Below are 26201 nucleotides of genomic sequence, written 5' to 3'. Positions count from 1 at the left end.
CTGAACATCCCCCATTACATAAGTCGAATACAAACGCCCATAATCAACGTCAGTCTATCGAGCAAGTATTGGCGATTGGCTCAGAAGGTTGGCGGCAATCAATCAAGGTGCGGCAAATTCATACCCTAGTACGGCAAAACTTGCTCAAAGGTAAAGGCAATGCTGCTAAAGGCGTCATACCAAATGCCGACCAACATCACAACCCAGATGGCAGCTGGAATACTGATTATTGGGGTCTTCCTATCAATCAAACCGATATGATTGCTACTCATTTGCAATTTTCATTGTTGATTATGCGCGGGTTACGGCTGCTTGGCGCACGCATCAGCACTGAAGAAGCGTCAGGTATTCTGCATCTATGGAATCTTGCCAGTTATTGGATGGGGGTTGACTTAGATCGCCTGCCAAAAGATGAAACCGCCTGTTGGGAATGGCTTTATACCTATTTATCAATTCAGCAACTTGATTTTAAAATGGGGCAACCATTAGCTAAGGCTCTGCATGATTTGCCACGTCAGCTGATGGGCGAAGACAATCGGCGGGGGCGTTTCGTTGAGATGGTCAATGCTAGCGTCACCCGTACTTTGGTCGGCGATGATATCGGCGATGGGCTGGATTTGCCAAAATCAAAAATCCGCTTTGGTGTCTTATCATCGGTGCCGATTCTCTTTGCCCTTGATACGGCACGTCAGCACAATCAAAGTGTGGCTGAAAAACTAGAAGCCTTCCGCGCCAAACGCCAAGATAATATGAACTGGTGGCTAAAGAAAAATGACGAATATTATAAGTAAGCAATTATAAATAAAGCATAGTAGATAAAAGAAACGAATAATGATTAGATGTCAGTCGCCTTACGGATTAATTTCGCGTATTTTGGATACGATAATACCACTCAAGCTGGCGATCAAAGCCTGTTTCTAACAGACTGGCAATGACTCGTCCTGTCAGACCCCAAACCGTTTCACCATCCACTTGCCAGCTAGGCGTGAGAATGGTCGCGATCTTATCTTGCATTGCATATTCTACCGCATACTCGACAGTAGGCTGAGTCAGCAAGGTTTCAAAATCTGCCCAAAAAATGCGCGAGATTTCGCCAAGCTCAGGGACTAATAATAAATCGGGCGCAATCAGCGCCACAATAGGACGCACACTCATACCACTTTTAGAGGTTTGAATGGGCAATTGACCAATTAGCTGGACTTTATTAGGTGGTAGTGCCGTCTCTTCGCAGGCTTCACGCAAAGCGGTGACGACATTATTACCGTCGCCTGCGTCATGTTTACCACCAACGCAAGAGACCTCGCCAGCATGGCTGTTCATGTGCGCAGCGCGGCGTGTCAGTAGCAGTTTTGGATGGCGTTCATGAGTAATGGCAACCAATACCGAGGCATCGGCAATGGGTGTTTGATACAAGCTATCTAGAATGCGAGTGCTACGAGAAGTGCTAGCATCATACAGCGCAGGACTGGTGACGTCATTTAAGGTCTCATGCTGCACCCGTTCCGCCAACGTTCTAATAGTGGGATAACGAATAAAGTCCGGCACAGCGACTGAAAACTCATCAAAACGTAGCGACTGCGGGGGAAGTAACATGATTATTGCCCTATATTTTTATTAGAATTAAGCATCGGATTGTGGAGCTTATCTCTCGCAATGTGTACAAAGCTTGCGCCAGTGTTATTGCTACGCATATCGCATCTACATGCTGGCCTCTATTCATTCATCGTCATGCTTGGCGACGTAAAGTGGCATTTTTTAATACCCCCTACTCTGATAGATGCGCTCGCTTTGCTGGTTGCCCTTACTTAGAACAACACCAGTCGCGGAAGCCATTACTCTCGTTATAGGTAAAGCTATCATTCAATAGTTAGCGTGAGTCTAGCCTAGCGCAATCTTATCGTGACTGCATATACTTTATGTGACTGTCCTGCTCTGCCTGCTGATACATTCATTAATAGCAACCGTAGCCGTAAGCAGTTGCGCAAACCTGTGTGCTTGTTATTATCACTGCCAGTGTGATGAGAATTTGTGTTATCTTAGGATTAACAGCTATGATCACATAACATCTGATAAGCTAAAGTCATACTATTTTATAAAATAAGAATCATAATTCTTCAAAGAACGACAATCCTTTTTCTCATTTCTATTTATCATGTAGATTTATCATTAAATAAGGCAGTTAATATGCGCTATTGTTTACAATGCGGTCATGAAGCGGAACGCAAAATACCAGCCACGGATAATATCCCACGCTTGGTATGCCCCAATTGCCACTATATTCACTATGAAAATCCAAAAGTGATTTGTGGCTCACTCGTTGTGCATAAGCATCGGGTACTGCTATGTCGCCGCGCGATCGAGCCACAGTATGGCTTATGGACACTGCCAGCTGGCTTTATGGAAAATGGCGAAACCATGGCAGAAGGGGCCGCTCGTGAAAGCTTTGAAGAAGCAGAAGCGGTCGTCATCAATCCGCATTTATATTGCTTATATGATATTCCTGATATCGGGCAAATTTATAGTATCTATATCACTGAGCTAAAAGACGGCGCTTATGGCATCGGCTCTGAAAGTCTCGATTGTGCGTTATTTACCGAAGAAGACATTCCATGGGACAAACTTGCCTTTGAAGCAGTACGTCGTACCCTAAAAAGCTACTTTGCTGACCGCAAGCAATACGATAACCATGAAAATTTCCCTATTCATCAGGATATCATCGGTAAAGACCAAGCGATCAAGCGCTACTAGCCCTAAGCATATAAAAAATAACCTTATAAAAAATCGACTGCTTTACAAAAGTGGTTGGTAAAAACCATTGATAAGTCTTATGCTAAGTTTTGAATATAGCCACTTATCAATGGTTTTTTATTGTCTGAAGTTAATCGTTTAAGCCGACTTGCGAGAATATTATGCTGACTTTATTGCAACGCTCTTTACCGCTACTACCACTGACCATCGCCATGACCCTAACCAGTATAAGTATCACCAGCCATGCGGATGACACACGGTTAACCGCCAAACAATCCGACCCACAAACGCTTGGCTGGATGCAAGGTTTTCCGCCGCCTGCCGATAAACTGATTACTCAACCTTCCTCTAATTTTTTTAGTTTTCCCAAGCTGCGTTGGACGGTCTGTCATATCCGTGAATTGATGCCTACTACTGACGTCAGTCGCGGTATCGGTGCGCCTTCCAAGCTCAGCTATGCGTTAGATAAAAATATCGATGCCATCACCTTTATGCCTACTAACAGTAAGCGCCCGATGACTTGGAAGCAATCACTGGATGCCAATTATACTGACGGCATTATGGTCATGCATCATGGCAAGGTGGTATACGAGCGCCAAAACGGCTGCCTCAATGAGCTGGGCAATCATGCGGCGATGTCGATGACCAAATCAATGACTGGGCTGTTAGCAGAAATCCTCGTGACCGAAGGTAAGCTTGACGATAAAGCTTTGGTAGCGTCTATCATTCCAGAGCTCAAAAACAGTGGCTTTGGTGATGCAACCGTACGCCAAGTCATGGACATGACCACAGCGCTCGATTATAGCGAAGACTATGCTGATCCTAATGCCGATATCTGGAAGTATTCAGAAGCGGCAAGCCCACTACCAAAACCGAAAGATTATAACGGACCCAATGGTTACTTTGAGTACCTGCAAACAGTTAAGAAGAACGGCGAACATGGGGAAGCATTCAACTATCGCACCATCAATAGCGACGCGCTAGGTTGGATTATTTCGCGTACGACTGGTAAAGCGGTGAATGAATTACTCTCGGAACGCATCTGGCAAAAAATCGGTGCTGAACAAAGCGCCTATATGACGGTCGATGCTAAAGGTACGCCGTTTGCTGGCGGCGGTCTTAGTGCAGGTTTACATGATATGGCACGCATTGGTAGCTTGATGCTTAATAAAGGCGAGATTAATGGTAAGCGCTTATTCCCAGCTGCGGTCGTTGATAATATCGAAGCGGGTGGCGATAAAGAGGCTTTTGCGAAAGCCGATTATAAGCAGCTGACTAACGGTAGCTACACAAGCATGTGGTGGTTATTTAATAACCCCACGCCCATCTATGCAGCACGCGGCGTCCACGGTCAAACTGTCTATGTGGATCCAGCAGCTGATATGGTCATCGTTCGTTTTGCGTCATATCCGGATGCTAGTAACGGTAAAATCGACCCTACCTCGCTACCAGCTTATAAAGCGGTGGCAAATTACTTAATCAAAAAGTAAGCCTTTAAAAAACCAGTCTCTAAGAAATAGCGCTTTAAAAGACTTATCCAAAATATAAACCGCCGCTTCCATTTTTAGTGAAAGCGGCGGTTTTTCATATAACAATTAAATCAGCAGACTTGAAGAAGATTAACTTTTAATTTTACAAACGTTAAAGCCCAATTCTTTTACCGCTGCTTCTTTATCATAAGGTGCGAGTACCGCACGTACATGCTTTTGACCTTGGAGGTATTGCTTAGCAACGCGCTGCAAGTCTGCCACGGTCACAGCCAATATTGAGGCACGCATTTTACGCTGCCAGTCGACGCCGCGATGATGTAAATCAGCAAAGCAGGCTTTAACCGCCTCCCCTGCTGGAGAGCCTGGCTTATCCATTCCTGAGATAATACCTAAGATGGCCTCTTCTAACTGCTCTTCCGTTTGCGGCTCATTCAATAGCCACTCGATACTGGCATCGAAGTGTGCAAAAGTTTCAGCACACTGCGGGTCACGGTAGCTAAAGAACTTAAAGGCACAGGCATTGGCATCGTAGCCCGCACCGCCGCCATAAGCACCGCCGCGCTCACGAATAGCGCTATGCAGATAACCATTGCGTAGATAAGGCGCTAATACCATCAAGGCTGCCGTATCTGGATGATCAGCCGCTGGTACGGTATAAGCACTGGCATTATGATAGACGTTGGTTGGCACTAGCCATGCTAAGTCTTCAACATCGAGCACCACATCATTTTCTAGCGCTTCGACCACGTCTTTATCACCATTTAACGCCGCATCAAGTTGCAATTCGGCAAACTCGCTTGGAATATTGGCGTCGATACTCGCATCGGTATTTTTTAACTGCTCTGCAATTTTTGGCGCTTGATTGTCTTTCCAGCTATCAACGATTAAATTGCTTAAGCGTTCAGTTTGCTCCGCTTCACAGATGATGACTGCATGCTTAGGCAAACTAATTAGACGTTGATGTAAGTCCATCAAGCTGGTTGCTAATTTATCCCACTGTGCGTCATCGCTACTGGCATGAGTTAAGAAGTCTTTTAGCGCGTTTAGTGCGGGCAGACCACTGCGCACGTACTCTAATTGCGCTTGACGACTCATGCCGCGACTGGCAGTTTGCATGGCATAAGAATGACCTGAACCAGCAAGGTTTGATTGCCAGCCTGCTTGACGCTGCTGCAAGATTTCTTTGATACGATCATGCTCACTAAAAATACTGTGTTTCATGACTTCTTTGAGCAAATCAATCGCTTCAGGTTTACGATTCAGCGCGCGCGTTGCCACCACAAAATAACTACTAATCGCTTGGCTGTCATCGACATTGGTACGTTGACTAACACGCGCCGTCACCCCTGATGAATGCGCCGCTTGTTTGGCCTGCATTTCGTGAGCGCTGAGCGAATCTGTACCTAGCTCTGACAATAAGCTTAAATAAATAGGCAATAGCGGATGATTAATGACTTCATTAACGGGTAGCTCGCTTGTACCCTCATTACCAATCGCATCAGTCAACGGTACAATTATTTGATAATAATACAAGCCGTTGGTGCCCGCTTCATATTCAAATAGCGTACTTTCTTTGCCGCTCAAATTAATCTGCTTTTGTGTGCCTTGCTTAAAGCTGATATCGGTCGGTACGTCTTCTAAACCCACTTTTGGTAATAAGCTTAAATCATCAGGCGCGGCTTGGCGTGCTGCCAAATCAAGCGCTTGTTGTTTTAAGACGGCTTTATCATCAGCGGTCAAATCCATCTCGATGGTATCAAGACGGGTCTGCTCAGCTGCCGCCAAACGGGCAGTTTTTTCGCTGTCAGGCGTCATTGTGACGCGGACACGATGCTGATTGTCTAGCAAATGCTGCTTGATTAAATTTGGTAGCCACTGCGCATCTTTTACTTGCTCACGTAGCCACTGCAAATGCTCATCAACTTCCCAGACATCAATAGGGTTACCATCGTGAATGGCAGTACTAAAACCTTCTAGCATGAGATTTAGACCATACGGCATGCTATCACCGCCGATATGGCGCTGATCGATCTCGATTTGATGCAAGATAGTTTCAATCGTTTCATCATCAATCGGTTTGCTCGCCACTTGTGTAAGCAAATCAATAATGCCCTGCTCTACCGCTTCGGCGTGTTCAGGGTTAGAACCGCGTAGACCGGTATAAAAGACCATTTCATAATGACTGTCATCCAGCCTAGTAGCGGACTTGGCGCTTTGCCGAGTGGATGGCTGTCCAAATAAGCACGCAGCGGCGAACCAGCATGCTCAACTAATACGCCTTCTAATAGACGCAACGCCAAACGCTGCTTTGGATCGGTAATCGACGGTAATAACCACGCCACCACATGATGCGTTTGGTCAGGACCTGCTTCGTCAGCCGTATAAGTATCAACCGCACTAATCGGTGCAGACAAACGCTGCTCTGGACGCGAGACGTGTTTTTTGCCCGCTTCAAACTGAATCAAGGCATCTTCATGGATTTTGGCTTGGGTTTCAGCGACTGGAATATTACCAAAGCTCATAATCACGCTATTTGATGGGTGATAATGGCTCTGATGAAATTCAACCAGCTCAGTATGGGTCAAGTCAGGAATATCGGCAGGATCGCCGCCCGAATTATAGTGATAGGTCGTCGTTGGGAATAAATGATGGGCGACCGTATGATACAACTGGTCAATCTCGCCACTCATTGCGCCTTTCATTTCATTAAAAACGATGCCTTTAAATTGCGGCTTGTCATTTTCGTCTAACTCAACACGAATGCCTTCTTGGGCAAAATCCAGCGGATGAATATTCGGAAAAAATGAGGCATCCAGATAAACGGCTAGCAAATTAAAGTAGTCGTTTTTATTTTGCGTTGCATACGGATACGCCGTCCAATCGGCAGCGGTCATCGCATTCATAAACGTGTTTAATGAGCGTTTAATCATTGAGAAAAACGGGTCACGAACAGGGAACTTCTCAGAGCCACATAAAGCCACGTGCTCTAAAATATGGGCTTCACCTTTTGAATCCATTGGCTGAGTGCGAAAACCAACCAAAAAGGCATTTTCGTCACTCGGATGTGCCAAATGGTAATGCATCGCGCCTGTTTTGACGTGTTGGCTTATCAATACGTCCATCGACAATGCATCGATATGGCGGTGCTCAATCAGCTCAAAGGCAGGATGCAAAGTTAGATCAGTAGTAGATAATGTGTCGGTCATAATTTTCCTTATGGATTGCTCTAATTTTATTTAGAATAATATGCGATTAATGACTAAATATAGCCAGTGGCGATAAAATAAAATCGGAGTAAACAATAGATAAATAGTGTATGTAATACTTATCGTAGGGTGTTTTTTATATGATATTTATATAAAAATATTGTGCGTATTATTGTGATTAACCTATGAGTAATATTCAAATTTAATGGCATGTACCCGTGCATCATTTTAAAGGACAGCAATGCGCCAGTATAAATTAAAAAGAATTTGCCTAACGGAATTAGATGGGGTTCGCACCTTCATAAGTCAAGATACTGTAGTAATAAAGATGACCAATATGGCAGAATGTCGGATTTTCACAAAGCGAACTCAAAGCTTACTTAACAGCAGCCATCAGTAGTGCTATAGTTAAAATTATCTGTCACAAGGAGCCGCTCATGAGTTACGAACATATTTTATTGGTCACCGACTTAATGTCCGATGCTGATGTGGTCGCCCAAAAGGCCAAACGTATCGTCGAGAATCGTCCTAACGCTAAGTTATCGGTATTACATATTGTCAAAGATACCATGGTTGGCTTTGGCTATGAATTGGTGCCAGCCTCCAGCTTATATGACGAAATTGACGATGAACGCTGTCAAGAAGCGCGTGCCAAACTGGCACAGTTTTTGGAGCGTAATGATCTACATGCGGTTAATTCTGAAGTGACCACTGCCATCTCTAACAGTGAAGGCATCGTCAACTATTGCCACAAGCATGACGTTGATTTGTTGGTCATCGGTCGTCATGAACGCCATGGTATCGCCGCTTGGCTCAGTGGTGCGACGGCAGACAATATCTTGCCTAACGTCCCATGCGACAGCTTGGTCGTAAGACTGGATAAGCCTGTGAATAAGTAGTTTAAAAAAAGACTTAACGTCGTTTCCAAATTAGTTAAAACTACCAAAAATAGCGCATTGTATAACTTTGCGCTTTTTTATTATTCATTGAAATAGTAAACATTCTTACCAATACCTCTATATTTATCACTAAAATTAATCTTCTGTCAAAATATCAATAAACGTCTGCCAAATGGGGCTTTGATGGCGGGCTTTATGCCACACTAGCCACCAAGTTCGTGACAAATCGATGCCCGCGACTTTCACCTGTACCAGCGCTCCTGCTGTCAGCTCTGCCTGAATGACATGCTGTGATAAACAGCCAAGACCAATATCTGCACTCACCATATGCTTAATAGCTTCCGACTGCTGAATCGCCATCACAATTTCTGCATCAGGCAAATGCTTGAGCAGCTGCTCGTCGATAATTTGCCGTGTACCTGACCCTGCCTCTCGTACCAATAGCGGCAGCTTTGCCAGTTGTGCAATGCTAAGCTCGTAGCAATTATCCGCATCATTATACGCTGCCATGTCTGTCAACCATTTGCTATCGCGCTTGGTAAAGATCATCAAGGTATCTGTCCGCCACGCACGCTGCTCAATCACCTTCATATCTGTGGGGCGTGGCATACCCTCTACGAGCGCAATATCAATATTTAATTGCTCAACTTCGCTGACCACTTCTTGAGTATTGGCGATATACATATCGATATGGGCATCGGGCAGCGTCGCATATAGCTTGGCAAGCAGCGGCGGCAGCACATAATTGCCGATCGTGGTACTGGCACCGATATGAATCTGCCCTGCTTGATGCTTATGATAATGCTCTAGAGTTAAGGCCTGCCCTAGGATAGCTTGTGCCTGTATGTAAATAGGATGGGCGTTGGGGTGCTGATTGAGCCTACGCCCGACGCGCTCAAACAATGGCATCTGCAGCCTTGCTTCTAATTCTGTCAGCGCACTACTGACCGCCGACTGCGATAAATGCAGCGCTTCACTGGCACGGCTGGTACTACCCGTTTGATAAATACTGACAAACACCGATAATTGCTTGAGGGTAATCTTTGGTAATACCTGCATGGCTTTTTTCATACTTTCTCTGATACCCTATCTTATTGATACAACCTAAAAACCACCTGTTATTTTAAAAACCCTTTATTATCTAAAAACCCATATTTTTAACCCAAAGACTTTCATTGACCCAAAAAATCGATAGGTTTTATCTAATTAATCTGTTTTTATTATAGATTAGTCTGTCTTATAATGTCTATTCATAAGCTTATGCTTATTTCGATTATAGATACTACATAATAGGACAGTCAGTCATGTACGCCTTGACCCAATCAGTAAATAACTATCTCCCGCGCAGCCGCCATCTAGCAGGGCTCATCGTCGTGCTGATTGGCAGCTTATTTTGTTTGTGGCTCAATACTAGTGTCAACACATGGACAAATGGGCGTATCGTTGGCTTGTCTTCTCTCACTTTAGCCATTCTCATTGGTATGGTATTGGGCAATACAGTCTATCCTAACCTTGCTGAGCGCTTAAGTGTCGGCGTGACATTTGCCAAAGGTCAAATATTGCGCCTCGCCATCATGTTTTATGGCTTTAAGCTGACCCTAACGCAAGTATCAAGTGTCGGACTGTCTGCGGTGATGAGCGATGCGTTGGTATTGACATCGACCTTTTTACTCACCTATTGGATAGGTACCCGATGGTTAAAAGTCGATAAACAAACGACGCTATTGATTGGGTCAGGCGCGAGTATTTGCGGTGCCGCCGCAGTGATTGCCGCCGAGCCTGTGGTCAAAGCGGAAGCCCACAAAGTCACTATTGCCGTGGCGACAGTGGTGGTCTTTGGTACGGTTGCGATGCTGCTCTATCCGTTTTTATACCATCTTGGTTGGTTGCAACCTTGGCTAAATGCTCAGCAGTACGGGATTTATACGGGTTCCACCATTCATGAAGTGGCGCAAGTCGTCGTCGCTGGTAACGCAGTCAGTCCTGAAGTGGGTGACACAGCGGTTGTCACCAAGATGATACGGGTCATGATGCTTGCGCCTTTTTTACTTATTTTATCGTTTGCCTTAACCAAAGGTAGCAGCGACAATGGCAAAAAACCATCGTTTATGAATCGCGTCCAACAAGTCAAAGTGCCTTGGTTTGCCTTTATATTTATTACCATCGTTTTACTGCACACTTGGGTGCCGATGAGCGCAAGCTTTGAGCGTAGTATGGTGATGCTAGACGATGTGCTGCTTACCATGGCGATGTTTGCGCTTGGTCTAACCACGCATTTGGGCGCTATTAAACAAGCTGGCGTTAAACCCCTTATCTTGGGGGCGATTATGTTTGCTTGGCTGATCGTTGGCGGTGGATTGATTAATATTGGTATAAGCTTGCTTGGCTAAAGTAAGCTACCAACATCCTTACCGTTCGTTATCATTCTTGCCATGAGTTATATAGATTAAAAAAGCCGATGACTATGCTAGTCATCGGCTTTCTTGGTTTATCGTCTGATTTAAAAGCTACTCAACATAAAGCGCACGTTACGTTATAGATATTAAGCTTTTAATTGCAAATAGCTTATCTTAAATCGTAGACGAAAAAACGAACCCGAAGGTTCGCTTTTTTTTCATCTTGCTCTAAGTGTCTATAAAGACAAATTAGATAGCAACGATGTTATGGGCTTGTGGGCCTTTTTGACCTTGAGTTACAGTGAACTCAACTTCTTGGCCTTCAGCTAAAGTTTTGAAGCCTGAACCAGTGATTTCGCTGTAATGAGCAAAAACGTCTGCGCCAGTTTCTGGAGCGATAAAACCAAAGCCTTTAGCTTCGTTGAACCACTTAACTGTACCTTTTTGAACGTCTGACATAATATAATCCTACTTTTAAATTTATTAATGGCCTAGTGACCGATAACGCTTGCAAATAGCTACTGAACGATAAATATTAAAACGAAGGATTATAACTAATACTACGAGGTAATGATTTGGTGCAGAACTGCTCTTAAGCTTGGACGTATTATAGGGGGAACATCCTGATTTCGCAAGTCTTATCTTAGCTTTCATGTAACTAAAGCCCGTTTATTACGATTTTTGACCTGAAAATCAATGTATTTTAGGCATTTGGCAAACGGAACAAATAGACCGCTACCCCAGTACAGACCACGGCTACCAGCCATGCCATCCATATCATATCGGTGGGAATATTAAAAAATAACATCGATGTTGAAATAGTCATCATTATTGTCGCTAACCACTTAGCATAGAGTGGCACCGCATGATTATTTTCCCAGTCGCGGACAAATTTCCCAAAGTATTTATGATTAATCAACCAGAAATGAAAGCGCCGCGAACTACGTGCCCAGCAACCTGCCGCTAGTAATATAAAAGGCGCGGTCGGCATGACCGGCAGTAACACGCCGATAATCCCTAATACAAAAAATAGCCAGCCCAGTATGACAAACGTCCAACGCACCGTTGGGCTGTTATGCTGATTGGTTTTGGGTCGATAATAAAAGGCTTTTTTGTTTTGGCTCATAAAAATACTGTCATTGAATGATATGGAAGGGCTAGGGCGTGTCCTCATTTTAAAAATGGTGATAAAAATGAGATAAATTGCAGTCGAACAAGGAAAATAGCGCAGATAATATCGAGATATTAGTCAGCTATTTAACGCCGTTTGGCAAGATTTAGCCATTTTTAACCCATTTAGATGACTATCGATTGAATTGAGGATACGCCCTAATATTTAATGAAGGTTAGACAGCTAGATTGTTAAACCAGATAATCATTTATAGAACTGCCTACCTATATAGGTAGCTAAGCATGCAATATCACTCCAAATGGTACAAGGCTATTTTTACGAGGTTTTTGCTATCAGTAGGTATGTTTGGTTAGTGGTTGGGTAAGTGAGCTCACCACCTTTGACTGAATTTTGAGTAATAAAAAACCGCTCATAGCTAGACTATAAACGGTTTTATCGTTGAAGATACTATCCTAATTTAGTTATTTCGCTATCAATCCTATCTCGCGTGCTTCTTTTAACCAGCTTGGGAATTCCTCTAACATGCTCTCGTAAAGAGCTTCTTCGCTGATATCATCCAAATCATCAAGTTCAAAAAAGTCGCAATTATCAATCACGCGTCCTTCCATGTCGTCTAGTTTTTTTAGAATGCCATAACCACGACCGCCCAAACCCACGAACTGCCAAAATATCGGCAGTTTCGCCGCTTCCGTCATGACTCTGGTGATACCGCGATTGTCATTCACCCCGCCATCACTGATAAATAGCACGTAGATAGGCACATCCAAGCCGTCTTTTTGATAAAACTCCGTCACCGCTTTCATGACTTCTGCTTCGTTATTCACACGTGGGCCAAGTTCCCATTTGCGCCAGCCGCCGTGAGCGTTGTCAATGAAGCCTTCATAGTTACTCAGCCAATCTCACCCAAATACTGCGGATCTCGGGCAAACGCCCAACAGTCTAGCGCTTGGTCATCATCGAAGCTCACTGCCAGTGGCAATATGCGGTTGACCACTTCTTGCACGCGGCCTTTTTTGTACTGTCTATTCATTGAGCCTGAGGCGTCTAACACCAGTGCCACTTTTGCCGTTAATTGCTGCAACTGGCGCTTCTCAAGCGATATCGTGGCCTTTTTGGCAGATTGACGAGTTTTGGCGCTTTGTCTAGCATGACCTTTTCTAACGACGGTTTTGCTTGAACTGGCGTTGCAGTTACATCTGCTGCTGTCGAGCTGCCCTCTTCTACGTCACCACCGAAATGCTGCACGATGGCGGCAAGTCCACCATTAAAGCCTTGCGCGACGTTAGATATTCGCCAAACGCCACTTTTACGATAAAGCTGCATGAGCATACTGGCTTGCTGCTGGGCAAAGTCTGCCGCTTGATATTCTGTCTGCACTTTTTGCGACTGCTGCCAAATGCCAATCTCTAATGATTGAACTTGATTCAGCGGGGTGTCGGCTGATAACACAAAAAACAAGCTGTCTATATTATTAGCCAGTTTGGATAAGTTGACCTCAAACTCGGCTTGGATGCCTTTATTTGCCGTTGGCTGCGACTCGTAATGAGTGAGCTTGATTTGCCCGCAAGGTGAGGTTGGCTGATTATAAAACACCATATAATCATCATTGATCAGTCTGCCTGTTACATCTAATGCAAAACAGCTGATATCCATCTCTATCGGACTTTGACGAGTGAATTTGACTGTGATCACTGTAGTATCATCAATTTCTAGATTGCTTAAGGATAAGCGTTGTCCGACGGTGAGAGAAAGCATTAAAATTCCTTTTAAAGAAGTTTAGTTACCAATCATAACTAAATTTTAGCATTTCAGAATGGATAAAGCTTTCGTTTCTCAATTATCTAAATATAACGAGAGAGAGAGATATCTTCTAAGTTAAGCTGGCTCTTGTAAAACTTCAATCAGATCTTTACTTTTTGTTAGTGAGTAATCAGGTAACTTAGGTTTTAGTCTTTCTAAAATGTAGTTTGCTGAAAGTTCATGTTCGTCTAGTAATGATAGCCAATCCTTAACATAACTTTTAATTCGTCTGTTATCGGATAGTCCCACTAAACCTTTTTCATGATAAGGCTTCATACCTTCCAAGCTACCTTGAATCGAAGTATCTTGATTAGAGACTTTTCTACCAACTAAAATCAAATCAAATCTTAAATTTTCACTTATACCAAACGCTGAGCTTTTTTGAATAATCTCTGCATAATCTTCTAGTTGCCTTAAATGTTTTTTACTTAATGAAATACTAGGACGTTTAATCTCAATGATAACGCATTTAAATATCTTGTTATTGTTTTCATCAAAAATCATTCGTTTACTTGCTAAAAACAAGTCTACTTGACGTTTCGAACCTTCAACTGTCACGTCTTCAACGTCTTCAACAGTTATTTCTTTGATACCTCTAATTGAGTCTCTTAGATTTTTTGCAGTCCTATTAAAATCATCTTCTTCTGCACCTAAAATCGAGTATTGCTCTCCAAACAACCAGCTATTTGACTCAATCACTTGTTGTAAATCAGGAGTTTCTAATACGTTTTTATAGTCATTTACCATGATGCTTCGAAGCATTTTTATAACTTGTAATCTCCTAGAAATAATTTCAACTGTACTAATTATATTTTCTAGTTTGGTATTTTGAATTAAATCTGCTAATCGTTCTACATGTTCAGAGTCCAAATCCAATACGCCTTCGAGCACTTCAAACAAAGCACCGTTTTCATTTGATACCAGAATTCTATCCAATAAACGTACTAAAATTTTAGCAGGCTTCTCACTTAAATTATTAAAAATTCTAGGATCTGCAATATAGAGCTCTTTAACTACTCTTTTTGTATTTTCTAAATTCCATTTTTGAAGATCATTACCATTACTATAAATATGGTCAAAAAAACCCTTATCTTCATAATTCTCTATTAGAAATTCAGCTCGTGCTCTTAGAAAACTGTTATATAGATCAGTTTGCATATCATAAACAGCTTTTGAAACGGCACTTATTACTTTTCGTGAACCGTCCATTTCATATAGATCATTGTCAAATTTACTATTAAATTTTGAGCTTATAACTGCTGATGTATAAAATCCTAGCTTTTTATTGAATCTACTGAGATCTTTATAAACAACTTTATTATTTTTATCAGTAAAGTATATGTATGATTTCTCTGAAGTTGGCTTGTCATGCCAGCGAAATACAGAGATATTAAATTCATAACCTTCAAGCTCAGCACTTTCGTGTTTTACGTCGTTTTTAGGAACGTGAACTCTAACTCCATCAAATAGTATCTTAGCAGTTTGATGGTAAGCTAGAAACCATCCAAACTCGCATGAAAGTAAATTTAAAATCTTCTCATCACTGGGTAGAGAGCCATTTGAAGCATTAAACCCTGTTAATTGAACTGTAGTACCCGACTTCTCTTTCATCAAAAATGGATACTCAGTATCTTTAGTAGATTTAAGTATGATCTTGTGTAAATTAGACTCATGGATAGTTGCTTTATAACTATTACCATTATTCTTCGTATACCATTCTGCATTATTACTTAATTTATGGAATGAGAAACGACCTATTCCATCTTTACCATGTGTATTTATGTCAGCCTTTTTGTTTGAATCATCAAATTTCAAAAAGCCACATTCTTCTCCTTGATCAAAATTGATTCCATTACCATTATCACTAACAGTAATGGATACAAGTCCATCTAATTCATTGCGTTCAATGTTTATAACAACTCTATCAGCACACGCATCTAAACCATTCCAGATTAATTCAAAAATGGCTTTGATTGGCTCTAATGTTTTAAATTTTTTCTTAATTGAGTCAGAAGTAACTTGAACGGAAAGCTCTATATCTTCATTTTGCATATTTAAATCCTCTTTTATTGAATCAAGCTACCATCGTACAACTCAATCGACCATAAAAAACTACAACGCTTTCAACTGCTCCATCATCGCCGTGAGCTGCCCTTCTAACTTAGCCAGTTTCGCTTTCTCAGCATCGACCACTTCTACAGGGCTCTACTGACGATAGTTTTTGCAACTTGTAAAGATATATTCGAGCTAATCTCAATAGGATATAGATAATAGCACACAAATATTCAGTTATTTCTTAGAATCAAAAGTTGATTAGAGAACCAACCAGTAACCAAGTAAAAGAACGCCATCACAATTGTGACAGCGTTCTTTATTACTATAGATATTTACGCTTTATTTACAACGCTTTCAACTGCTCCATCTGCGCCGTCATCGCGGTCAACTGCCCTTCTAACTCAGCCAATTTAGCCTTTTCAGCATCGACTACTTCCGCAGGTGCTTTACTGACGAAGCCTTCATTACCGAGCTTACGAGCAATACCTTCGGCTTGACCTTTCAACTTATCATATGACTTACCTAAGCGTGCCAGCTCAGCCGTTGGATCAATGAGTCCTTTCATCGGTACGAGTACACGCAGCTGTCCAACCATACTTGATGATGATAGAGGCACGTCATCGCCTTCTTTTAGAATGGTTAAGCTCTCTACTTTTGCGAGCGCTTTAAACTGATTGGCGATACGGGATAGGCGCGCATCTTCTTCATCTGAGATATTTTGTAGTAGCACAGGCAGACGTACCGCATTACCCAGTTTCATCTCACCGCGTATATTACGTACGCTGGCGATCAGCTCTTGGAGCCATGCCATATCCGCTTCGATTTGCTCACTGATTTGGGCGCTATCGGTTTGTGGATAGTCCGCGATGACGATGCTTTCGGTGTTTTTTCGGCCTAGTAATGGCGCGATGGTTTGCCAAATTTGCTCAGTCAGATACGGCATAATCGGATGGGTAAAGCGCATTGATGTCTCAAGCACATGCAAGAGGACATAGCGGATTTGTGCTTTGCGCTCATCCGTCACCGAGTCATCATTGAGACTGGCTTTGGCAAGCTCAACGTACCAATCACAGTATTCATTCCAGATAAACTCATAGATATCTTGGCTGACCATATCGAGGCGATACTGGGTAAAGTGCTGATGAATGTCTTTGATGCTCGAGTTTAGGCGACTCATAATCCACTTTTCGGGTAATTCCCACACCTCAGGATTGGGCGCTTGGTCGATAGGTAGCGCGTTGCTGTCTTTATCGACGCAGTTCATCAGCACAAAACGGCTAGCGTTCCAGATTTTATTACAGAAGTTGCGATAGCCCTCGACGCGTTTGAGATCGAAATTGATATCGCGACCGGTACTGGCTAAGGAGGTGAAGGTAAAGCGCAGCGCATCCGTACCAAACGCTGGGATACCTTCTGGGAACTCTTTACGCGTTTGCTTTTCGATTTTGGCGGCGTCTTTTGGATTCATCATATTGCTGGTGCGTTTTTCTACCAGCGCTTCAAGGTCGATACCATCGATCAAATCGATAGGATCTAAGACGTTACCTTTCGACTTCGACATCTTCTGACCATTGCCATCACGCACGAGGCCATGGACATAGACGGTCTTGAACGGTACTTGCGGGCTGCCATCATCATTTTTGACAAAGTGCATGGTCAGCATAATCATCCGCGCGACCCAAAAGAAGATAATGTCAAAACCTGTCACCAACACGCTGGTTGGGTGGAAGGTGTCCATCATGCGTGGATCGGCGTTGACGTCTGCCCAGTCAAGCGTACTGAACGTCCATAGACCAGAACTGAACCACGTATCGAGCACGTCATCATCTTGGCGCAAGATCACATCATCGCCGAGACTGTATTTACTACGCACTTCCGCTTCGTCACGGGCAACATAAACTTCACCCGTCGCATCGTCATACCATGCAGATGCGATGTCCCCACCATAACTGACGGCTGATACACCAATCTTGCAGATCCGTCATCCACGACATATACATGTTTTTGTACTGTGCAGGGACAAACTCGATGCTGCCGTCTTCTACTGCGTCAATCGCAGGCTTGGCAAGCTCTTTAACAGCGACATACCACTGATCGGTTAACCACGGCTCAACGATCGTGCCACCACGCTCAGCACGCGGAGCTTTAAGTGCATAGTCTTCGATGTCTTCTAGCCAGCCTTGCTCGCCTGCTTGCGCCACGAGAAACTTACGAGCGGCAAAACGCTCAAGTCCTGCGTACTCGCTCGGCGTGGTCTCTAATTCTGGCTCACGCGTTTGCAAGTCAGGATAAACTTCCATCGCTGGCAAAATATTGGCGCGCTCATCGAGGATGTTAATCAATGGCAAGCTATGACGACGACCCAACTCATAATCGTTGAAATCATGCGCTGGAGTAATTTTTACGCAGCCCGTACCGAAGTCTTTTTCGACATAATCATCAGCGACGATAGGCACGACGCGACCAGTGATTGGCAGAGTAATGGTTTTGCCAACTAAATGTGCATAACGCTCATCGCTAGGATTGACCGCAACAGCAGTATCACCAAGCAAAGTCTCAGGACGTGTAGTGGCTACCACCAGATAGTTTTTACCATCTTGAGTCGTTAGGTCTTTATCCGTGAAATGATAGCGGAAATGCCACAAGCTGCCTTTTTCATCATGGTTTTCGACTTCTAAATCAGACAGCGCGGTTTGGAACTTTGGATCCCAGTTGACCAAACGCTTACCACGATATATCAAACCATCATCGAACAGGCGTACGAACACTTCTTTTACCGCGTTAGACAGACCATCATCCATGGTAAAGCGCTCACGCGACCAATCAACCGAGCTGCCCAAACGGCGAATCTGGCTAGTGATATTGCCGCCCGACTCTTCCTTCCACTCCCACACTTTATCGACGAAATCTTCACGCGTCATGTCACGGCGCTTAATACCTTGCGCCTCCAAACGACGCTCAACGACCATTTGGGTCGCGATACCGGCATGATCCGTACCCGGTTGCCACAGCGTATTGTCACCATCCATGCGGTGGTAACGTGTGAGCGCATCCATGATTGCATTGTTAAAACCATGACCCATATGTAGGGAGCCAGTGACGTTCGGCGGTGGTAGTGCGATAGAAAATGACTCGTCTTTGTCAAAGGTCGGCTTAAAATAGCCGCTTTCTTCCCAGCCTTGGTACATACCTGCTTCGACTTCTGCAGGATTGTACGCATTCTCTAACTGGCTAAGCGCCGCTTGAATAGATGTAGTGAGGTTGTGGTTACTCATAATGGCATTATCTTTTATTGATTGAATGTGATTAAAGCGAATATAAAAATTAGGAAAATCATGAATAGAGTGATTTTAACGCAGATAGGCAGATTTTGTTAGATGCTAAGGCAATTTATCAGACTTGCAGAGTGGCATTGCCCCATTAATAAACGCAAAAGCCCATAAACGTCCCCAATCGAATGAGACTCCAACAAAATAAGTGCTAGTGATGTTATAAAATATGGGTCATGCTATGAGTTATATTCTATAACATCACTAGCATATAAATGGCGTCTTTATCCTAAAATCATGATCTTATAAACAGCGAGCCGACCGTGTCCAAAGATACCGAGCACACCTATAACCATAGCAGCCACTCTCAAGCTGATGAATCTGACGCTAATGATAGAGACGATAAGCTCTTGATTGATGATAGCGTTTATCAACCATCTGTTACTGAAGATAAAGACGTTAGCAAGACTGCGATTCCAGATGATACCGAGGCGACAGAAAGTTTAGAAGACGAAGATTTCTCTGAAGATATGAGCGAAGCAGATAAAGAAACCATCAAAAAAGTCGCCAATGATGATAACTTGAGTCAAGCAAAAAGCTATGCCAGTATCTTGGTTGAGCAAGTGATGGATGCCAAAGAAACCTTTGAGCGCTCACTTGGCTCGCTATTTACCAGTGCTTTTACCGCTGGGCTTGAGATTGGCATTAGCTTCTTTATGATTTTATCAGCTTTTGCGCTGTTGAGTAGCGTACTACCAAGCCAATACGCAATCGTGCTAGCCTCCCTACTTTACCCAATTGGCTTTATCATCGTCGTCATTGGTCAGTCGCTATTATTCACCGAACAAACCTCACTATTAAGCCTACCTGTGCTTAACAAGATTGAACCGTTGCATAAATTGATACGCCTTTGGGGCATTGTCATTGCTGGCAACATCGTTGGCGGCTGTTTGTTTGCCGCATTGATGATAGGTTTGGGTTTAAATATGCAGCTGTTTAGCGTGAGCGACATCGACACTTATGCCGAACACATTTTAGGGTTTAGGTGGTGGGTCATATTTGGTAGTGCCATCTTGGCAGGCTGGATGATGGGCGTCACCGCTTGGCTTGTGACCTCAGCACGCGACACCCTTAGCCGCATCGTTTTGGTAACGCTTATTACTGGCAGTATTGGTTTTTTAGGATTGCATCACAGTATCGTGGGCAACATTGAGATTTTTTCTGCCTTGCTATACGGCAATACCGTCAGCTTGGGGCGTTATTTACTGTTTTTAGTAGTGATATTGCTGGGCAATACCGTCGGCGGCGTGGTGTTTGTGGCAGTACTCAAAAACCGTACCTTCTTATTTCAAATCGAAAAAGTGAAAGAACAAACAGCCAGCGAACAAGCGGAAGCTAGAAGCAGTGTAAATACCCGCCGACTTTGATTGGTTAATGCTAAATGCTAAACGCTATAAATAGATAATTCACCTATTACCCATAACAAGGTTCAATATTTAAACCTGTTATGGGTTTTCAGCATCTACAGCATACGCGCTGCCAACACACTATTTTCTATTTCAGATTTTCTCAGCTTATCGTGTTGAGCGCTAAATATACGCACCAAAATCCCCGCGCTTAAGAACATCACCAAGGTATAAATGGCTGGCATCATCGACATGTCGTAGTTAGATAATAACGTCAATGCCATAAATATCGACAAGGTGCTATTCTGCAAACCGACTTCTAGCGTCACCGAGGTTCTTTGCGCCCAGTTGAGACCGAACCATTTACTACTATAATAACCGAGCGCCATGGTTGAAAGGTTTAATAATACCGATACGGGACCCGTAGCGATAAAGCGTCGACAATGATATCGCGTTGCACATAGCCCAAAAATAGCACTAAAAACGTTAAAAATATCACCCCAAATCGAGACACATAGACTTGTGAGCGATCGGCAACGGTTGGTGCATAGCGTTTAATCAGCATACCGACACTAATAGGCACTATCGTCAGCACCACCAAAGTCAGCATCGTTTTTACTACTGGTAACTCAAACTCACTACCGCTGCCCATAAAATAAATCAATGAAAAGCTCAGCACAATGGGAATGGTAAAGACGGTAATCACGCTCGCAATCGCGGTCATCGTCACCGACAGCGCCACATCGCCTTTGGCTAAATAGGTAAATAAGTTTGAGGTAGTGCCACCCGGACACAATACGAGGAGCATAACCCCGACGGCATACTCTGGCGTAATGGCATGATATTGGCTAAGGCAAAGCCAATGATAGGTAACAGTATCAACTGATTGGTCAAGCCTATGCCGACTGCTTTTGGGTATTTTAAAACCCGTTTAAAATCGTTGGTGACGAGGGTCAGACCCATGCCCATCATGATTAAAAACAGACAAATAGGAATGATAACTGAATTGACTAACGTGACTATGGCAAGACCTTCCATAACTACATCCTTGTAGATAAGAGCTGTTTATAGATTCATTTTATAGATGAATTTTATAGACCGAGTATGCTGATTAAATGACGCCTGATTAGCAATCCTTGCTAAGGCGTGTCCTCATAATCAATAGCCGTTAAACACCGACAATCAATTAAAAAACAGCAAAAAATAAGACAGGGTAAAAGCAAGTATATAGGGGTAAAGTCTGCCTTATCTATTTTATTCAACTACTCACCAGTCAGTATCCAAACGTAGGATATCCGCCATATAAAAGTATAGAAAAACTTTAAGGTATACCGTTATTTATATTGTTAGGCTGAGAATGAGCAGGTTTGTCGCTAAGAAAGGAATCAATCACACCCGCCACCATCACCATCACTGTCACCACAAGAGTCATTGCTGCTATATCCGCTATGATTACTGTTGTTGATGTCATCTCCAGAAGATGAGCTGGAAGTACGCTTTGAAAGCTTTGTACGACTAGACCAGAGCATCACTTTAAACACACCATAAAACATCAATAGCCCAAAAACAATCTGTAAAAGTAGCAGGAAGCCCCAGAAGAAAAGTTCAAGCATAATATAGTCGACTCTCTATAATTTCTTGTTAGACATTGATAGCAACGCAAGGATAACTAAGATAAGTGCTTATTTTGGGGATAAGAAAGAACATAAGATTAAGAATATATCTTAAATTGGCAGGACTTTAGTGACGGTCAGTACTGATAACTGCCGTACCATAGGCAATAGCTTCTACCATGCTGCCCAGTTGATTGATATTGCTGACTTCTAGACGTAAGCCGTAAATATGGTTATAGCCTTTGGCTTGTGCTTCGGTACGCATACGTACAAGAGCTTCGCGGCGGGCACGGTCGAGTAATGTCTCGTAAGTGGTCAAGTTTTTGCCAAAGATGCTCAATACCCGAGCGATAATCATTTTGAAATAATCTTGGGCAATAACCACGCTACCAAGCACCAGCTCGCCCTCAGTATTGGCAACAAGTTTTGGCACATAAAAGCGCTCACTTGAGACCATAATATGGCTTAATTCTTGCTCTGCAATGCTTAACTGCGCGAGATGTTGGCGCTCATGACGCGACCCAAAGAACCAACCAGCAGCAAATAGTAAAATAAACGGTGCGTAATTGATAAGCATTTGGGTAAGGGAATTATTCATGGCACGTCTCTTGTCATAAACTTATCATAAAAAAGCATCGATGCTTTAAGATTTGGTTAGCTAACCAAAAGGGTTGAAACGTGGCAAGTCATCGGTCGCTGTCGGTGCAGAATTTTGTAGATTTGGCTGTTGACCAGACTGATGATAAGAGTCGCTTGGTGGGGTTTGATAGACTTGCTGCGGCATCGGTATGGCTTTGACAGCGGTGCCATAGACAAACAATTCAGAAGCTCCCTGCGCGATGCTAGAGGTCGAAAAACGCAACCCCACAACCGCATCTGCACCCAAAGCTTCTGCTTTGACAATCATCCGATCGATCGCCTCTTGGCGTGACTCTTCTAACAGCTCGGTATAAGCCGTTAACTCACCACCGACGATATTCTTAAGTCCAGCAAACAAGTCTTTGCCGACATGTTTTGAGCGTACGGTACTGCCGTACACCACATCTAAACGCTCGGTGATTTGGTAGTTGGGCAAATGCTCAAGATTGGAGAGTTGCACAGTCATAATACGACCTTATCGGTGACGTTATATAGACAGCGTCAACTTGGATATAGACCAAACCACGCTGTCCCTATATTGATAAAAAAGGCTAATCGTTGGTATGGAACAATAAAAACAACTCAGTCAAATTGCCTTCGATGCTATTGGCCATTTGTGCCAGCTTGTCTTCATCTTTACGCATCTCTGCAAGCTCTGGATCTTCATCATCGATACCGCTTAGCAAAATCATTGGTAAAGTCAAGACAGCCACATCTTCAGCCGTTTCTTCATCTTCAAACCAATCGCTGGCTTCGTCGCCATACATCGCATCGACAAAGCCAATTGACCAAGCAACGATATCTGATTCATCTGAAAAATCAACGGCCACTTCTTCATCACCCGCATCTTCGCCAAACGGTAGCTCAATAGGCGTCTCGTTTTTTAGCTCAGCGATAATAGAATCGCGCCAGCGCTGGATACCGTCGATGACGTTTTCTGGGATTTCACTAACATGGCCTTCAAACAGTGCATCCAGCCAATTCGGTAATGGACGCCCAATGACTGTCGCTGTCAAAAAACCATGCGCGGCGACACTATCAAGCACAAATGGCTCTCTTGATTGTCCAAATAGTCTAATAATTCATCGAAGCTTAGTTGGTTACTCATGATGTAATTGTCCTTGAAAGATAGAGTGCGGCAGTCGCCATAAACGATCGGTTAAGTGCAGAATAGTGGATAATTTGAAGGTAAAAATGGTTTCGGTAAAGCACCCAAACCATCTTTATAGAATAAGAATTATTGCATAGAGCGGGTTACTAGCAACCGTCAAAAAGTAATGATTGCAATATCATTAGCATTACACTGTCAGCTAATATGCCGTTATTAAAAGGCTTTAGTCGGCTTAAATGACTGAGCACTTTCACATGAGGCTATGACTTAAGTTTAAAAACTAAAGATCGTCATCATCCCAATCATCGCCATCTTCATCGAAATTGTCTATATCGTCTAGATCATCCTTTAGCTCTTTGGCCAAACGCTTTTCTTCTAGCAAATTATCGATCAGTCGACGCTTCTCAAGACTACTTAAGCGCGTACGCACGCTCGTCTCGGCCTCTTCCACCATCTTTGCATCATCATCGTCGACAAAATCATCATCAAAATCGTCGTCAATATCAGCGTCACTCATGACAAGCTCCTATCATTTTTAGCAAGGGTATTAAGAATACATTAATATATATATGCCTTATAAAGTCTCTACTTCACGTTGTCAATGCTTTTTATTATTACTGCCCTATTTTTAGGATATATAAAGATAACGATAGAGACAATATTTCAGACAATTGTATAGTAATAAGCGAATATAAGCAGCATTAAATAGCCGACTCATCTGCGCTTTCAATCATCAATACCGCATTGCGCACATCCGCTAAGCGTTGGATCATCGAATCATTACCACCATCGAACACAGCACATTCACGCTCATAAACCGTGGTTGGGCGCATGATACTCTGTACCTGTACATGGTGACTGATTTGCTTGAGACCTGCATTGGGTAACAAAATCAGCATTTGCTCTTTTTTGCCGACGCTGTGTAATAATTGCGTCATTGCTTGCGCCTGTGCATCATCGCTGACACCTGCTTTAGCAGGTAGCGCAAAGCGGCTTAGCTCAATGTGCTTGTCATGGATGATTTTGTTGAGCATCAAATACAGCTTGCCAAGCATTACACCTGCTAACGCCACTTTGGCATGGCTATTGTCCGCCTTCAACAACACGCTAGCACCCGTGTCATCGAAACGCGGCTCGTTCATCGCGCTGACACCCAGCAACAATGGCTGCTTGAGTAACTCGGTCACCGCTTGGTTCAATAGCTGCGTACATAATGCCAAATAAGGTAAACGCTGAGCCGGTGCCAGACGCTCAAGCATATTGAACTCGTCATGGAATACAATCTGCACTCTCACACTGTCAAATGAGCGGGTAGCAGACAACCGAGAGGCGCTACCAGATTTAGGAGCGCGGCTTATCTCATCTTGGGCAGCACCATTTGCTGCATCATGCTCTGCTCGCTCTTCAGTCGTACTATCGATAGGCTGACTATTAGAGCCAGTGGTATTAGTCGCCGCTTGATTCTGTTGCGTTCTTAAATACTGGTTTACTTCACTATGTACATCCAATTTGTGTGCATTGGCTGGCTGACTGTCCGTTTTACTCTCTACAGAATGATCCGATGCTTCTCTATCTGTATCCGTGGTACGGCGTTCAAACTCCCGATCATAACTGCGCTGATCGATTTGCATATACTGCTCACGATGCAAATCTTGAATATCGCGGCTAAGCGCGTTAATTTGCTCTTTGGTTGGACGGGCAAGGTAACCATAAACCAGCCAAAGCAACAAATGCAGCAGCATGGTACCGATGACGAACGGCCATTGCATAGCGATAATCTCGCCTTTGCTAATATCTTTTAACGTCAACGACACACTGCCAATCACCGAATCGCCATTGGTGGCAATCTGACGAATGGTATCACCTTGCTGCATGGGCGCATTGCCAACAGGCACCAAGATGTCGTCGTTATTGTCTTTAATCAATATGCGCGTCACGTCTTGCTCGCTGGTATAGCGATTGGCAATGACACTTAAGCTGACACGGTCTTTATTTTCTAAAGACAACCTTGCTTCATCAATCAGCTGGGCGACCATCTGCTCGCCTTTTAACGCACGACTTTTGCTCAGCTGTTGATCGGTACTGATGACCAATAACAACGTCTGCAAACAAAAACTAACCAGAAGAATAATGGCAAACAACCCTTGCCGCGGCGCTAAATACGTCATGATATGGTAAACTTTTTTGGATAAGAGAAATTAAAAAAACAAGGCTATCCCTCATTTTTTGGCGAATTTAAAAAAACTATAATAGCGCGCATCTTAACAAGTATGTACTGAATTTAAGTACCATAACCCAACACGTCTGTTGTTGCCTAAAATAGCATTTACAACAAGATTTGGTTACTTAAAAACTGCTGTCTAACATACTAATACTCAGGATAATCTACTGCACATTTGGTAAGCGGCGACTGAGAGCATTGTTATGAATACAATCC

At 43.3% G+C, this 26201-nt stretch carries 20 protein-coding genes and 4 pseudogenes; 6 read left to right on the top strand and 18 right to left on the bottom strand.

Annotated features, from left to right (window positions below):
• The first annotated feature begins 68 nt into the window (after nucleotides 1-68).
• Nucleotides 69-791, top strand: coding sequence for an oxygenase MpaB family protein (locus TT12_RS16980; RefSeq protein WP_353511617.1), 723 nt, complete (start codon nucleotides 69-71; stop codon nucleotides 789-791).
• 67 nt (nucleotides 792-858) lie between these two features.
• On the opposite strand, the gene TT12_RS07265 is transcribed toward TT12_RS16980, so the two are convergent.
• Complete coding sequence (locus TT12_RS07265) at nucleotides 859-1593, bottom strand: NUDIX hydrolase (protein ID WP_201502518.1); 735 nt, start codon at nucleotides 1591-1593, stop codon at nucleotides 859-861.
• Between the two features lie 591 nt (nucleotides 1594-2184).
• Between TT12_RS07265 and TT12_RS07260 the strand changes: the two genes are divergently transcribed.
• Together TT12_RS07260 and TT12_RS07255 are read left to right on the top strand one after the other, a co-directional pair.
• Nucleotides 2185-2748 (top strand): NUDIX hydrolase, encoded by a 564-nt coding sequence (locus tag TT12_RS07260; RefSeq protein ID WP_045453478.1) that lies wholly within the window; start codon nucleotides 2185-2187, stop codon nucleotides 2746-2748.
• A gap of 161 nt (nucleotides 2749-2909) precedes the next feature.
• Nucleotides 2910-4238 (top strand): serine hydrolase domain-containing protein, encoded by a 1329-nt coding sequence (locus TT12_RS07255; protein WP_045453476.1) that lies wholly within the window; start codon nucleotides 2910-2912, stop codon nucleotides 4236-4238.
• Between the two features lie 129 nt (nucleotides 4239-4367).
• On the opposite strand, the pseudogene TT12_RS07250 reads toward TT12_RS07255, so the two are convergent.
• A pseudogene (locus tag TT12_RS07250) lies at nucleotides 4368-7444 on the bottom strand (insulinase family protein).
• Nucleotides 7445-7881: 437 nt separating this feature from the next.
• Between TT12_RS07250 and TT12_RS07245 the strand changes: the two are divergent.
• On the top strand, nucleotides 7882-8343 hold the full coding sequence (locus tag TT12_RS07245) for a universal stress protein (protein ID WP_045453475.1): 462 nt from the start codon (nucleotides 7882-7884) through the stop codon (nucleotides 8341-8343).
• Nucleotides 8344-8478: 135 nt separating this feature from the next.
• On the opposite strand, the gene TT12_RS07240 is transcribed toward TT12_RS07245, so the two are convergent.
• Complete coding sequence (locus TT12_RS07240; RefSeq protein WP_045453473.1) at nucleotides 8479-9414, bottom strand: LysR substrate-binding domain-containing protein; 936 nt, start codon at nucleotides 9412-9414, stop codon at nucleotides 8479-8481.
• 233 nt (nucleotides 9415-9647) lie between these two features.
• Here TT12_RS07240 and TT12_RS07235 point away from each other — a divergent pair, with 233 nt between their 5' ends.
• Entirely contained in the window at nucleotides 9648-10733 is a 1086-nt protein-coding gene (locus tag TT12_RS07235) for a YeiH family protein (RefSeq protein WP_045453471.1), read from the top strand.
• A 255-nt stretch (nucleotides 10734-10988) separates the two neighbouring features.
• Here the strand turns inward: TT12_RS07235 and TT12_RS07230 are convergent, their stop codons facing one another.
• From TT12_RS07230 to TT12_RS07210, 7 genes and pseudogenes are all read right to left on the bottom strand, one after another.
• Complete coding sequence (locus tag TT12_RS07230) at nucleotides 10989-11198, bottom strand: cold-shock protein (RefSeq protein WP_045453470.1); 210 nt, start codon at nucleotides 11196-11198, stop codon at nucleotides 10989-10991.
• Nucleotides 11199-11442: 244 nt separating this feature from the next.
• Nucleotides 11443-11865 carry a YbaN family protein gene (locus TT12_RS07225; RefSeq protein ID WP_045453467.1) on the bottom strand — a complete coding sequence of 141 codons (423 nt, stop codon included), beginning with the start codon at nucleotides 11863-11865 and terminating at the stop codon, nucleotides 11443-11445.
• Nucleotides 11866-12332: 467 nt separating this feature from the next.
• Nucleotides 12333-12743, bottom strand: a complete 411-nt coding sequence (locus TT12_RS16975) for a VWA domain-containing protein (protein WP_279378841.1) — start codon at nucleotides 12741-12743, stop codon at nucleotides 12333-12335.
• A gap of 17 nt (nucleotides 12744-12760) precedes the next feature.
• Nucleotides 12761-12952, bottom strand: coding sequence for a VWA domain-containing protein (locus TT12_RS18350; protein ID WP_279378839.1), 192 nt, complete (start codon nucleotides 12950-12952; stop codon nucleotides 12761-12763).
• Nucleotides 12940-13626, bottom strand: coding sequence for a TerD family protein (locus tag TT12_RS16970; RefSeq protein WP_243443473.1), 687 nt, complete (start codon nucleotides 13624-13626; stop codon nucleotides 12940-12942). Before TT12_RS16970 ends, TT12_RS18350 begins: the two co-directional genes overlap by 13 nt.
• 120 nt (nucleotides 13627-13746) lie before the next feature.
• Nucleotides 13747-15723, bottom strand: coding sequence for an ATP-binding protein (locus tag TT12_RS07215; RefSeq protein WP_045453465.1), 1977 nt, complete (start codon nucleotides 15721-15723; stop codon nucleotides 13747-13749).
• A gap of 346 nt (nucleotides 15724-16069) precedes the next feature.
• Nucleotides 16070-19001, bottom strand: a pseudogene (locus tag TT12_RS07210) (valine--tRNA ligase).
• Between the two features lie 317 nt (nucleotides 19002-19318).
• On the opposite strand from TT12_RS07210, the gene TT12_RS07205 reads away from it, so the two are divergent.
• Nucleotides 19319-20422 carry a formate/nitrite transporter family protein gene (locus TT12_RS07205; protein ID WP_045453462.1) on the top strand — a complete coding sequence of 368 codons (1104 nt, stop codon included), beginning with the start codon at nucleotides 19319-19321 and terminating at the stop codon, nucleotides 20420-20422.
• Between the two features lie 95 nt (nucleotides 20423-20517).
• Here TT12_RS07205 and TT12_RS16965 read toward each other — a convergent pair whose 3' ends face one another.
• From TT12_RS16965 to TT12_RS07175, 8 genes and pseudogenes are all read right to left on the bottom strand, one after another.
• Nucleotides 20518-20790 carry a hypothetical protein gene (locus TT12_RS16965; RefSeq protein ID WP_243443472.1) on the bottom strand — a complete coding sequence of 91 codons (273 nt, stop codon included), beginning with the start codon at nucleotides 20788-20790 and terminating at the stop codon, nucleotides 20518-20520.
• Between the two features lie 11 nt (nucleotides 20791-20801).
• Nucleotides 20802-21364, bottom strand: a pseudogene (locus TT12_RS16960) (bile acid:sodium symporter family protein).
• A gap of 422 nt (nucleotides 21365-21786) precedes the next feature.
• On the bottom strand, nucleotides 21787-22014 hold the full coding sequence (locus tag TT12_RS15450) for a hypothetical protein (RefSeq protein WP_207804019.1): 228 nt from the start codon (nucleotides 22012-22014) through the stop codon (nucleotides 21787-21789).
• A 127-nt stretch (nucleotides 22015-22141) separates the two neighbouring features.
• A complete protein-coding gene (locus TT12_RS07195; protein WP_045453460.1) occupies nucleotides 22142-22612 on the bottom strand; it encodes a YbjQ family protein in 471 nt (156 codons plus the stop codon).
• A gap of 60 nt (nucleotides 22613-22672) precedes the next feature.
• Nucleotides 22673-23119 (bottom strand): YbjQ family protein, encoded by a 447-nt coding sequence (locus TT12_RS07190; RefSeq protein ID WP_060491846.1) that lies wholly within the window; start codon nucleotides 23117-23119, stop codon nucleotides 22673-22675.
• Between the two features lie 85 nt (nucleotides 23120-23204).
• Nucleotides 23205-23761: pseudogene (locus TT12_RS07185) on the bottom strand (YecA/YgfB family protein).
• Nucleotides 23762-24044: 283 nt separating this feature from the next.
• Nucleotides 24045-24281, bottom strand: coding sequence for a PA3496 family putative envelope integrity protein (locus tag TT12_RS07180; RefSeq protein WP_045443968.1), 237 nt, complete (start codon nucleotides 24279-24281; stop codon nucleotides 24045-24047).
• A gap of 184 nt (nucleotides 24282-24465) precedes the next feature.
• Nucleotides 24466-25932 (bottom strand): hypothetical protein, encoded by a 1467-nt coding sequence (locus TT12_RS07175; RefSeq protein WP_045453457.1) that lies wholly within the window; start codon nucleotides 25930-25932, stop codon nucleotides 24466-24468.
• Nucleotides 25933-26201: the final 269 nt, after the last annotated feature.

The sequence above is a fragment of the Psychrobacter sp. JCM 18903 genome (assembly GCF_000586475.1).
GTDB lineage: Bacteria > Pseudomonadota > Gammaproteobacteria > Pseudomonadales > Moraxellaceae > Psychrobacter.
Note: the sequence above shows the minus strand (reverse complement) of the source record. Positions and strands in the feature narration are given on the sequence as shown.